10 protein-coding genes and 1 other RNA gene are annotated in these 13048 nt (G+C 41.9%); all 11 read right to left on the bottom strand.

The window, feature by feature from the left end; all coding sequences use genetic code 11:
• Positions 1-10: 10 nt before the first annotated feature.
• The 11 genes from QZN42_RS00820 to QZN42_RS00770 all read right to left on the bottom strand — a co-directional run bounded on the left by QZN42_RS00820 (position 11) and on the right by QZN42_RS00770 (position 12942).
• Positions 11-1321, bottom strand: a complete 1311-nt coding sequence (locus QZN42_RS00820; protein ID WP_296953709.1) for a replication-associated recombination protein A — start codon at positions 1319-1321, stop codon at positions 11-13.
• 187 nt (positions 1322-1508) lie between these two features.
• A non-coding RNA gene (gene ssrS / locus QZN42_RS00815) (6S RNA) lies at positions 1509-1688 on the bottom strand.
• Positions 1689-1742: 54 nt separating this feature from the next.
• On the bottom strand, positions 1743-3551 hold the full coding sequence (gene aspS / locus QZN42_RS00810) for an aspartate--tRNA ligase (RefSeq protein ID WP_296953707.1): 1809 nt from the start codon (positions 3549-3551) through the stop codon (positions 1743-1745).
• 41 nt (positions 3552-3592) lie between these two features.
• Entirely contained in the window at positions 3593-4864 is a 1272-nt protein-coding gene (hisS, locus tag QZN42_RS00805; RefSeq protein ID WP_296953705.1) for a histidine--tRNA ligase, read from the bottom strand.
• 165 nt (positions 4865-5029) lie between these two features.
• On the bottom strand, positions 5030-5470 hold the full coding sequence (locus tag QZN42_RS00800) for a Fur family transcriptional regulator (RefSeq protein ID WP_296953703.1): 441 nt from the start codon (positions 5468-5470) through the stop codon (positions 5030-5032).
• Positions 5471-5513: 43 nt separating this feature from the next.
• Positions 5514-6560, bottom strand: coding sequence for an AI-2E family transporter (locus QZN42_RS00795; protein ID WP_296953701.1), 1047 nt, complete (start codon positions 6558-6560; stop codon positions 5514-5516).
• The gene (locus QZN42_RS00790; protein WP_296953700.1) at positions 6557-7198 is read right to left on the bottom strand and encodes an MBL fold metallo-hydrolase; all 642 of its coding nucleotides are present in this window, start codon (positions 7196-7198) and stop codon (positions 6557-6559) included. Before QZN42_RS00790 ends, QZN42_RS00795 begins: the two co-directional genes overlap by 4 nt.
• Positions 7199-7238: 40 nt before the next feature.
• Positions 7239-7688, bottom strand: a complete 450-nt coding sequence (gene dtd, locus QZN42_RS00785) for a D-aminoacyl-tRNA deacylase (protein ID WP_296953697.1) — start codon at positions 7686-7688, stop codon at positions 7239-7241.
• A 1-nt stretch (position 7689) separates the two neighbouring features.
• The gene (locus QZN42_RS00780; RefSeq protein ID WP_296953762.1) at positions 7690-10065 is read right to left on the bottom strand and encodes a bifunctional (p)ppGpp synthetase/guanosine-3',5'-bis(diphosphate) 3'-pyrophosphohydrolase; all 2376 of its coding nucleotides are present in this window, start codon (positions 10063-10065) and stop codon (positions 7690-7692) included.
• 43 nt (positions 10066-10108) lie between these two features.
• Positions 10109-12103: a single-stranded-DNA-specific exonuclease RecJ gene (recJ, locus tag QZN42_RS00775; RefSeq protein WP_296953695.1), complete on the bottom strand. Its 1995-nt coding sequence runs from the start codon at positions 12101-12103 to the stop codon at positions 10109-10111.
• A 392-nt stretch (positions 12104-12495) separates the two neighbouring features.
• Complete coding sequence (locus QZN42_RS00770) at positions 12496-12942, bottom strand: histidine kinase (protein ID WP_296953693.1); 447 nt, start codon at positions 12940-12942, stop codon at positions 12496-12498.
• Between the last annotated feature and the right edge of the window lie 106 nt (positions 12943-13048).

Here is a 13048-nt window from a genome sequence, read left to right as displayed (position 1 = left end):
GTCCGGAAATTCACTCCTCTTTACTTTTTAATTGATTCCATCTTTTGACCAGCCCCTCCTCCATACCATTGGATCCCGGCCGGTAATAAATTTTACCCTTCAGTTCATCCGGAAGATATTGCTGATCAACCCATCCGCCAAAATCATGGGGATACAGATACCCTTTTCCATATCCCAGATTACGGGCTCCGTTATAATGAGTATCACGAAGCCGGTCGGGTATAGTCCAGTCATTTCGAGATCGTTCTTCCTCAGCAGCTGAATCAATTCCTTTAATGACACTGTTACTTTTAGGGGCAAGGCAAATATATATCACAGCCTCAGCCAGCGGAATGCGGGCCTCAGGAAAACCAATCAGCTCTGCAGCCCGGGCAGCAGAGACAGCTACCGACAGGGCACCGGGATCTGCAAGTCCTACATCCTCTGCCGCACTGATTACGATACGTCGGGATATGAACGAAGGTTTTTCTCCGCCATCAATCATTCGTGCCAGATAGTGCAATGCAGCATCTGGATCGCTTCCACGCATACTCTTGATAAATGCTGATACAACATCATAATGATAATCTCTGCTCTTATCATATACGATTATATGTTCCCCTGCAACCTCTTTTACTTCTTTTTCTGTAAGAGTCCCATTTGCCGGTAAAAGAGTCGATGCCTGCTCAAGCAGATTCAAGGCCACACGAATATCTCCTGAAGCATAAGAACAAATTAAACGCAGAACAGAATCATCCGCTTTGTAAGAAAATGATCCGAGTCCTTTTGTAAAATCTGTCAATGCCCGCCGGAGAATAGTAATTTCTGCCTTTTCTGAAAGTGCATTCAATCGAATGAGCCGCACTCTGGATAGCAGAGGTCTGTTAATTTCAAAATAAGGATTTTCTGTAGTTGCCCCTATGAGGGTAATTGTTCCGTCCTCCACATAAGGCAGCAGAAGATCCTGCTGTCCTTTGTTAAAACGATGAATTTCATCAATAAAAATGATCGTTCTTCTCTGATAATATTGAAAATCCTGTTTCGCCTGTTCAATAACATCCCGTAACTCTCTGGACCCGCTGTATGTTGCATTCAGACGGATAAAACTACTTCGCGTCGTTCTGGCAATAACCGATGCAATCGTAGTTTTCCCACATCCGGGCGGGCCAAATAAAAGAATAGATGGAATCATATCCCGCTCAATCATATGGTACAAAAAAGAATCGGGACCAACCGCCCTGTCCTGTCCTATAATCTCGTTCAGTGATTCCGGTCTCATACGTTCTGCCAATGGCGCATAAGAGGATAATGATTCATTTTTATAGTCAAAAAGGGAGTCCATAGTTTTCCTCATTCCGGCAGCAGCCGGGAGCCAAACTGATAATGTGCATTTTCAAACATGGCACGTTAACGATTTATTCTTATTATCCCATGGAAATGAAAAAATTTCAAAACCCTTGAAGTAATTAGCCGGATATTTGTTCACAACTAAAAAATGCCGCCAAAAGTCTTGGCGACATTTTTATTTTCCTAGCCCCACCATGTCGTTAATTGCCGTATTTTGAGTCTGCATAATTGCAGGTGGGTGTTCTCATGAATAAATTATTGTTAGTCCACAGTAAGAGGCATTAACTCATAAATTCAGCTTGAACTCCCGTTATAAAGGTGTTGGTTCAAAATATAAAGCTGCACGTGCACAGCAGGGTTTCTTTAAGGATAGTGTAGCAAAAAGTGTAAAGATTTACAAGTCTATGACCAGGGTTTTACGCTTTTTCAAAAAGGTCCTTTTCCTTCTTTATATCAACTTTAATATGAAGTTCTTTCAACTGCTTTTCAACAACAGTAGATGGAGCCTGGGTCAATGGATCAATAGCGCTCTGGGTCTTCGGGAATGCAATAACGTCACGGATGGAATCCAGATGAAGCATAAGCATAACCAGACGGTCAAGGCCGAGCGCAATACCGGCATGCGGCGGAGCACCATATTTAAATGCGTCCAATAGGAAGCCAAATTTAATCTGCGCTTCTTCCTGGGAAATCCCGATAGCCTGGAACACCTTTTCCTGCAGGTCTTCCTGATAAATACGAAGACTGCCGCCACCGGCTTCAACACCATTCAGGACCATATCATAAGCTTTTGCGTAAACCTTGGAAGGATCCGTCAAGAGGTACTGCACATCTTCATCACGGGGAGCGGTAAATGGATGATGTTCTGCCACATATCTGTGTTCTTCCTCGCTGTATTCAAACATCGGGAAATCTGTTACCCAGCGGAAGCAGAATTCATTTGGATCAATAAGGTTCATTCTGCGAGCCATTTCAAGACGTAGTTCACCAAGTGCCTGTGCAACAACCTTTGGCTTGTCGGCGATAATAAGTACAAGATCGCCTTTTTCGGCCTCGCAGGCTTTTCCAATTTCACGGATTTTTTCTTCGCCCAGGAATTTGGTAATCTGGCATTTCAGGGTACCATCCTCATTGAAACCAATCCAGGCAAGGCCCTTGGCACCGTAATGACCCACATAATCCACAAGTCCATCCAATTCACGGCGAGGAATACCGGCATCACCTTTTACATTAATTGCTTTGACTACTCCGCCTTTATCAAGAACAGAACGGAAAACTTTAAATCCAGTATCGCGAAGAAGATCGGATACATCATAGAAATGCATATCAAAACGCAGATCCGGTTTGTCAGAACCGTAAAGATTCATGGCATCATCCCACTTGATTCTCTTAAACGGAATCTGGATATCCACATGAAGAACATTTTTGAATACCCTCTGCATCATATGTTCCATCAGATCAAGAATAAAATCCTGGTCTTCAAAAGAAAGTTCCATATCCAGCTGGGTGAATTCGGGCTGACGGTCCGCACGAAGGTCCTCATCACGGAAGCAGCGGGCCACCTGGAAATATCTTTCCAAACCGGACACCATGAGAAGCTGTTTAAAAAGCTGTGGAGACTGTGGCAGGGCATAGAATTTCCCCGGATTCACACGACTTGGAACCAGGTAGTCTCTGGCGCCTTCCGGGGTACTCTTTGTCAGCATCGGGGTCTCGATTTCAAGGAAGTCATGTTCATCCAGGAAAGTCCTCATCTCATGAACAATTTTATGCCTCATAATGAGGTGGTTCTGCATTTCCGGACGTCTCAGATCAATATAACGATATTTCAGGCGGACATTTTCATCTACATCAATACCGTCTTCCACATAAAATGGCGGTGTCTTTGCTTTATTTAAAACGCGAAGTTCAGATACGACAACTTCCACCTTGCCTGTAACCATTTTGGGATTGATTGTATCTTCGCTTCTCTCTCTTACTTTGCCCTTAACGGCAAGAACATATTCACTTCTTACACCTTCAGCTTTATGAAATGCGTCCTCACCATACTGTGGGCTTAAAACGAGCTGTACGATACCACTGCGATCACGAAGATCAACAAAAATCAGACCACCATGGTCACGTCGGGTATTCACCCAGCCTGCAAGAGTCAGTTCTTTGCCGCAATCTTTTTCAGTTACTTTTCCGCATCCGCAGGATCTATGCATGCCTGCCATTGTTTCCATAATTAGAGCACCTCTTTAAAAATAATTTATACAAATAAGAATTATAGCTGACTGGAGTTATTTTCTTCTTTGTCAATGTAATCCGCCACTTCAGCAAACGGTATTTCCTGCTGGATTCCTGTTTCCATTGTTTTAACAACTGCCCGGCCTTTTTCCAGCTCATTGCTGCCGATAATGACAGTGTAAACAGCTTTCATACGGCCCGCCTGTTTCATCTGGCCTTTAAGACTGCGGTTTTGTAAATCCATATCTGTAATAATATGTCTAAAACGAAGATCTTCCTGAATTTTAAATCCTTCAGCCACCGCTTCTTCGCCAAGAGCAGCAATATAAACCTTTTTGGTTTCAGCCGGGGTGGGAATCAGATTTTGCATTTCAAGAGCAAGCAGCAACCGTTCCAATCCAATCGCAAAACCTATGCCAGGAGTCGAAGGGCCACCAATTTCCTCAACAAGACCGTCATACCTTCCACCGCCACAGACAGCACTTTGGGCACCAAGCGGTGGATACTGAATCTCAAAAGCTGTGTTTGTGTAATAATCAAGACCGCGAACCAGACGCGGGTCCACAGTATAGGAAATACCGAGGGCATCAAGATAATGTTTAACGGCCTCAAATTTCCCGTGACATTCATCACAAAGGAAATCGGTAATTTCCGGGGCCCCTACCGATGATCTTTTGCACCCCTCTTCTTTGCAATCAAGAATTCTGAGGGGATTCTTATATAGTCTTTCCCGGCAATCATCACAGAGCTGGTCTTTCTTAGCTTCAAAGAATTCTATCAGTTTCTGCCGATAGACCGGGCGGCAGTTTCTGTCACCGATGGAGTTCAGATGCAAATCAAGATCTTTTAATCCAAGTCTGTGAAAAATTTCACAGGCCATAGCTATGACTTCGGCATCTGCCAAAGGGGAGGATGCTCCAAGGACTTCAAGACCAAACTGGTGAAATTCCCGGTATCTTCCGGCCTGGGGACGATCATAACGGAACATAGATCCAATATAAAACATCTTATGTACCTGCTGGTCCCCATACATTTTATGTTCCAGATATGCCCTCACCGCAGATGCGGTATTTTCCGGTCTCAGAGTAACAGAACGATCACCCCGATCCTTAAATGTATACATTTCTTTAGTTACAACATCAGTTGTATCCCCTATTCCGCGCTGGAAAAGCTCCGTTGCTTCAATGATAGGGGTCCGGATTTCTTTGTATCCGTAGCGGGAGCAAACATCACGAATGACACCTTCCATATAATCCCACTTATAAACTTCTTCCGGAAGGATATCGTGTGTCCCTTTTAATGCCTGCATAAAGACACCTCTTTTTCTGAATCAGATTTATTATCATGCAATCAACTATCAATCATGATTCTTATTTAGAAAATACACTGATAAAGTAAATTGTACCATTCCTTACAGTGTATTGGCAAATAAAGATTATAAAAAGCCAATTAAACCTTGCAGAAACAGCTTAAATCATTCCTGATTTTTCTTTTTTTCACAATCCCTGCAGTATCCATAGAATTTAAGCTGGTAATCTACAATCTCAAATCCGTTATCTTTCCTGATCTTATCTTTGACTTCACTCAGAAAATCATAGGAAAACTCAGTTACCCTGCCGCAGCCAAGACAAATGAGATGATAATGGGAATGAGATAAATTGTGATCATTGATCTCATACCGGCTTCGCCCATCACCAAAATCAAGCTTTTTTAGAAGGTCAAGGGCGGTAAATAGCTCAAGGGCCCGATATACTGTTGCGAGTCCGATATCCGGATAAGTCTTCCTTACAACAGTGAACACATCTTCGGCACTCATATGGTTCTCCTGGCTGTCCAGAAAAGCCTGAAGGATGACTTGACGCTGGGTGGTGAATTTGTATTTATGGTCCCTGATTTTCTTTTTTAAATTACTCATAATCGCTGCTTTTTTCATAGGTTTATTCAATTTATGCAGTACCTCAGTTTTTATAACGATCATAAAACCACATATGCCTCAGCAAAATCTGCAGAACGGCCACAAGCGGAACGGCAATCATCATGCCTACAACCCCCAGAACATGGCCGCAAATCAGTACTGCTGCAATTATGGAAACCGGATGAACCTTTATAATAGTCCCCATAAGCTTGGGCATTACAAGGTGTCCATCAAGCTGCTGCACTATAATATAAAAAACAATTACTTTAATCATAACAGTCGATCCCTGAAGCAGACCAAGGAGGACTGGCGGCAGTGCACCTATAATCGGACCAATCAGGGGAATCATTTCCACGATACCGGCAAGCAGACCGATAACGAGAGGATATGGTATGTTTAAAGCCCACATGCCAACAAAAACAACCAAAGCCATCAGAGTAGAAAGGATAAGTTGTCCCCTGATATATGCGTTAAGGACAAAATGAATTTCCTTGAAGAGTTGATCAAGGTGATGATGGAATCGTTCAGGAAAAATATGAATAAATCCATTAATAAAGCTGCTTCCGCTTTTCATCATATAGAACGTAATAAAGGGAACAACAATCAGTTCAATTACAGTACTTGCGAAAGAGAAAATGGCAGAAATACTAAACTGTGCGAGTTTTAATGTATACTCCCCGATATCTTGCACGATTTTAGCAAGGAAGGACTTCGCTTCCGGCGGAAGCACATTCAGCTGATACTGCTTTTCCAATTCAGGAATTATCTGCTGAACCGCGGCCATCATTTCCGGAACCCCTTTAACGAATTCCTGGAATTCAGAAACAAAGGGTACAAAAATATGAATAATAATCATATAAATAACCGCGACAAAAAGTGCAAAAGAAATGATAATGGCCAAATCATAAGGAAACCACTTCAGCCGGTATTTCTGGGACAGGGCATATACTTTTCCGGCAACCGGATTCAGCAATATGGTTATAACCAGTGAAACGATAAAAGGCAGCAGAACAGAAGGAGCGGCTATAACCAGCAATACCAGAGCCAGGGTAATTGCCACACGCAGCCAGAATTCAACACCTTTTCTCATCGGAAACCTCCATTAAGAAAGGGATTCGTCCGGTCTTCTGCCCCAATAGATGTCTGTCCGCCATGACCGGAGAGAACAATCGTGGATGCAGGAAGAGCCAAAAGATTTCTCTTTATATTCCCAATGAGCATTTTCAAATTACCGCCCGGAAAGTCTGTCCTGCCTATAGAGCCCTGAAAAAGAGAATCTCCAGTAAAAACAATGCCTTCTGATTTTTCATAATAAGAAACCCCGCCCGGGGTATGACCTGCTGAATCAATCACGTGGAATATAAATCCACAGGTCTTGATCTCATCCCCGTGTTTAACCCAGATATCCGCGTCTTCCACTTTGATTCGCGGGGAAAACGCTTCAGAAAGATTGCGTTCCGGATCACGAAGAAGAGGTTGATCTCTTTTATCCATATACATCAGAGCATCCGGGAATTCGTGCCGGAGCATATTCATTCCTGCCATATGGTCTACATGAGCATGAGTTAAAAGAATAGTTTTGAGGTTGATTTCTTTATCATGTATAACCCTGATATACTGTTCGGGCGTAAAAGAAGGATCAACGACAAGGCCTTCCATGGTTTCTTCATTATAAACAATATATGTATTAGTCATAAATGGACCAAGTACCATGTACATAATTTTCATTACATCCACCTTACTTCCCATTCCCGATATAAACGAACGGTTAGAAAATCTTATCACTGTCGATCAGAATCGTGACGGGGCCATCATTTTCAAGAGCCACTTTCATATACGTCTGAAATTCCCCGGTACCAACGTTAATCCCTGCATTCCTGAAATAATCGACTGCTTCCTGGTATAATTGGCGGGCTTTCTCCGGCAGTTCCGCTTCCGTAAAGCTGGGTCTTCTCCCTCTCCTGACATCCCCATAAAGAGTAAACTGAGAAACAATGGAAATCTCTCCACCGACATCAAGAATTGACTGATTCAGTTTCCCATTTTCATCTTCAAAAATCCGCAGATGCAGAATTTTATCAGCAATGTAAATAACGTCCTTTGAGGTATCCCCTTTTTTGACTCCCAGAAGGACAGAAAGGCCTTTTCCGATAGAAGAAACCGGGGTACCTTCGGAAGATACCCGGCACCAGTTACAACGCTGAATGACAGCCCTCATTTTATTCTCCTTTTACTGAATGCATGCGGCGTACGGAATGAACGCCCTTGATTCTTCTGATTTTAGTCATAATATAATCGAGCTGCTGCAAATCCTTGATCTGGATTCCTAAATGCATCACAGCCATACCGTTATTTTCAACTTTAACGGTGGCAGCAGAAACTGATAACTTCATTTCAGTCAAAGCAGCCAAAATATCTGCCATGAGTCCTGTCCTGTCATAACTGATGACCTCGATGGTAACAAGGAACATTGTATTTGTCTGTGCTTCCCAGGCCACATCAATCATTCGGTCTTTATCAGGGAAATTAATAGCATTGGGACAATCAGCCCTGTGAACGGAAACTCCACGTCCTCTTGTTACAAAACCTACAATTTCATCACCGGGAACCGGATTGCAGCATTTGGAAAGATGAACTTCCAGTCCCTCTTCTCCTTTCACAAGTATACCGCTGTTGGAATGGGTTTTTACCCTCCTCATCTTCAGATTTTCAAGAGCTTTTGCTGTTTTTTGCGGCATGGGCTGCTGCTCATTGAGTTCCCTTTTATAGAGCTCAGTCAGTTTCAGCATAACACTCTTGACTGCAATTCCGCCAAAACCGACAGAAGCATATAAATCATCTACAGTTATGTTGTTAAACGCTTTAGCCACCTGAGCAAGACGATCTTTAGCAGTCAATTTCTTCCACTCATATCCCAGGCGATCCGTTTCCTGAATCAGAAGTTCCTGACCCCTTGCGATATTTTCTGTTCGGTTTTCCTTCTTGAACCAGCTTCTGATTTTTGCCTTACTGTCAGCTGCCCCAACCATATTAATCCAGTCGTAACTGGGTTTCCCCGTTTTGGATGTAATAATGGATACGATATCCCCATTCTTTAGTTTCGTATCCAGGGGAACAATTTTATTATTGACTTTTGCTCCCACGCACCGGTTACCTACTTCCGTATGAATACGGTAGGCAAAATCGATAGGTATGGAGCCCTTGGGCAGGTTAATGACATCCCCTTTAGGAGTAAAAACAAAGACTTCATCAGAGAATACATCCAGCTTCAGAGCATTCATAAATTCTTTAGGATTGCTGGTGTCCTGCCACTCCAGAATCCTTCTCAGCCAGCTTATTTTTGCGTCAAAATCCTTAGAACCTGCCTGCTTTCCTTCCTTGTAACGCCAGTGGGCTGCAACACCATATTCGGAAATATGGTGCATTTCCCAGGTTCGGATCTGTATTTCAACAGGCTGTCCCCTCGTGCCAATAACCGTGGTATGAAGAGACTGATACATATTTGGTTTTGGAACGGCAATATAATCTTTAAAACGATTGGGCAGAGGCTTCCAAAGGGAATGAGCAATACCCAGAACTGCATAACACTGAGGAATCGTATCCACTATGACACGAACAGCGTATAAATCATAAATCTGGGATAAGTCCTTATTATCCCTTTTCATCTTTTTATAAATACTATAAAAGTGTTTAGGGCGTCCCGTAATCGTCGCCTTGATTCCAGCTTCCTGAATATGATCATGGAGAACACGCATGGTATCATTAACAATTTCTTCACGGGCCTTCCGTTTCTGCTTCATCTGCCGGACGAGGTCATAGTATTCTTCCGGATATAGATAATGGAAACACAGGTCTTCCAGTTCCCATTTGATATTATAAATACCGAGTCTGTGGGCAAGCGGGGCATATATTTCCAGTGTTTCCTTGGCGATCCTTTCCTGTTTTTCCCTGCGGAATACCCCCAGGGTACGCATGTTATGAAGGCGGTCAGCCAGTTTGATAACGACTACGCGGATATCCTTCGCCATAGCAAGGAACATTTTCCTGAAATTTTCCAGCTGCTGGTCCTCTTTATCTTTATAGTGAAACTGGGATAGTTTAGTGACTCCGTCGACAAGGAATGCCACTTCATCACCAAACATCATCTTAATATCTTCCAGTGTATACTCAGTATCTTCTACAACATCATGAAGAAGGGCCGCAATAATACCCTGGGCATCCATTTCCAGTTCGGCCAGTATATAGGCCACTGAAAGTGGATGAATAATGTAAGGCTCTCCCGTTGCACGAACCTGTTCAGCATGGGCTTTGGCAGCCAGCTCATAGGCTTCTTCAATAGCATCAAGACTTTTCGGATCTTTAATATAGGTTTTTATTTTTTCAAAAAGTTTCTTGTATTCTTCTTCCTTTTCACCGATCCAGCTCTTTTTTTCTTTCTGCTTCTTTACATATTCCTCCTGATGGATAAGGAATTCAGCCAGAGTTGAAGCTGATGCATCTGTATGAATGGTTTCTTCATTAAGATTTCTGTTAAAAACAGTATTTGGATTTACGGCCTGTGAAGTTTCCTGCTCAGCCGTTTTATTTTCAGGCATTTTATTATTGTTTAAATCTGAATTATCACTCATAGCAATCACCTCACTGGCTCATATGCTTTCTATAAACGGAAGATGATAGTAAATCCAACCTCTTATGTACAATTCTTCGCTGGTAGAATTCTTCCCCATTCCTGCTGTAACGGGAAATAATCTCCAATTCCTCGAAAACGGCGAGTGCCATTTTCAGGTAAATCGGATCGAAATCAAATTTCCCAATAAGCTGGTAATGGACTTCTTTAACCGGTTTGGGCATATTTCTCAAAATAGAATCGAGTTTCCTGTAGACATTGACCAGGTAGTTCCTATCAAGAATATGAACCTTCTCCTGCTTTATATCTTTGCAGATAAGCTGAACATGCCTGCCGTACCAATCGTGAATTTCAGGTTCGTAAACAAGATCTATCACATCTCCTGCCTGACAGGGACTTTCAGCACCGGTCCCCCAGCAAATGACATCAATTAAATCATTGTTTCTGGAAAGCTGGCATTTAAAATGCCTACCCTCCTGCCCTATATGACGTGATGTCTCTACAAAAGCGCCCTTAGTGGAAAATAAAGGTTTGGGATTATCGCATCCACAAGGTTCCAGCAGGTCCAGAGACTGAATAAAATCCAATGAAAGTTCATCAAGGGAAAGGGTATCTTCTACATTCAGGACAGGGATAAAATCTTCTGGTCGAAGTATCCCGGCAGCTAAATGATTCATACGCTTTCTGAATAAAGGAATATTCTCCTTTTTTATCGAAAAGCCGGCAGCCATTTTATGTCCACCAAACTGGAGCAGAAGATCAGAATTGGCAGCCAGCGCCTCATATATATTGAATGCAGGAATACTTCTGCAGGAGCCCTTACCAATCCCATTTCTGACTGTAATTACAAAGACAGGGCGGTGAAAATTTTCCAGGATCCTCGATGCAACGATTCCTATCACCCCGGGATGCCAGTCATCGCCATCTATAACAAGAGTCGGATCCTTTTCAATCTGAAGCTCTCCAATCCTTTCCCGGGCTTCTTCATAAATCTTTTTCTCAATCTGCTGTCTGGTCATGTTAATTTCGCAAAGCCTGTTTGCCAGTTTTTCCGCTTCAGATGAAGATTCGGTTGTCAATAATTGTACACCGGTTTCCGCATGATCTATCCTGCCAGCAGCATTCAATCTTGGAGCAAGGCCAAAGGAAATCTGATCCGCCCTTTTTATTTCTACCGTATCTTCATGTATAATACCGGATGCATATAGAAGGGCTGACAATCCTTTTATGGGCGTATGAACAAAACGTTTCATTCCTTCCCTGACAAGAATGCGATTTTCTCCAGTCAGGGATACTACGTCTGCAATAGTTCCAAGTGCTACAAGTTCCAAATCATTATAATAATCAATTTGATCCAGCCGTAAATGAAGTCCACGGCATAAGGTATAAGCCACGCCACAGCCAGCCAATTCTTTAAACGGATACGAGCAGTCCGCCTGGTGGGGATTTAGAACGGCAATACAATCCGGAATTACTTCCGGAGGAGTATGATGGTCAGTCACTATGATATCAAGTGTCTCAGGAGCTTCGGCAATCAATTGTGCCGAACTTATACCACAATCCACGGTAATAAGTAGACTATAACCTTCACATGCCAGTTTATCCAAAGCTTTCTTATTCAGTCCATAACCTTCTACTTCTCTTTGCGGTATATAATATCCTACTTTTGCATGAAGTGAGTAAAGGCAGCGGTACATAATAGAGGTGGCGGTAATACCGTCGACATCATAATCGCCATAAATAACTATTTTTTCCTGATGCCCGATCGCTTCTATAATGCGATTCACCGCTTGATCCATTCCTCTCATTAGGAATGGATCAAAAAGATTATCAAGGTCATCATAAAGGAAATGAGAAAGGGTTTCCTCATCAACAATATTACGCCGCATCAGAATACGGGCAAGCCCGTCAGGTATATGATGCGCTTTAAAAAATAGTGGAATAGAAACTCTGCTTTCAGTATCTGCTGTTAAATTCCATTTATATTTCATCTTTTCTGTTTCCATATCAGGCAAGTCCTTTATCGTCATATTTTCTGTTTTATTTTATCACCTTTTATTCTCAATAGCTATGCAATATTATCATTAACTCCTATAGAATAATATACTCAACGTCCCAATTATTGCACCTTCCCTGAAGTTCAATAAAACGTTCTATATCTGCCCCGGCTGTATAAATGGTGTAACAATTAATCAATTATCTTTTATATAGAGATCTTTTAAAATTTCATATATATTTATTGTCATTTTTAAAAATAAAAACCTCCAAGTATATCTGAATTGATAAATCAACCTAAAATTGCTTTATCCGATTCAGTATTACCGGAGGTTTAACCTGTTTATTTTAATTCAATCTGATGAAGCTAAACACTGAATTATCTGGCCAAATCTGTTAGAAATTAGACCCAGGCCTTCTTCATAATGTTCTTGTATTCACTATTTAAATGATCTACAACCACATCAAGTACTACACGAACAATCTCAGGATCGAAGCTTTCGTTGGTGCTTGGCAGGCAGGCATCCAGAAAAACGGAGCCATCATCCGCTGCCACATATTTAAATACTTTATAACTTCTGTTAAGGGCGTTCAGATATTCAAGAAATTCATTCTTATTGCTTTCCTTGACAAGTCCGCTTCCCACCTGAACGCGGATAATCGTGTAGATTGTGCTGTCCGTAATAATTCCCATAGGAATCCTCTGGCCTTCTACCTGAATTTGAGATTGGAACACAACTGTATCAGCTTCATCATGAACCGGATTTTTTACAAAGTAATCCAGTTTATTAGCTTTGGTATACTGTTCAAATTTCTGTGCTTTAAGATTTACTCTTTTTTCTTCTGCCATATTTGTCACCTTTCTGAATAACTCAAAATAACTATTATTATTTTAACCTGCTTTGACTTTAATTTCCACTATATTTATGTTAACCTTATAAAAAGATAAATTCTGT

The organism is uncultured Dialister sp., from assembly GCA_900314595.1.
GTDB lineage: Bacteria > Bacillota > Negativicutes > Veillonellales > Dialisteraceae > Dialister.
Note: the sequence above shows the minus strand (reverse complement) of the source record. Positions and strands in the feature narration are given on the sequence as shown.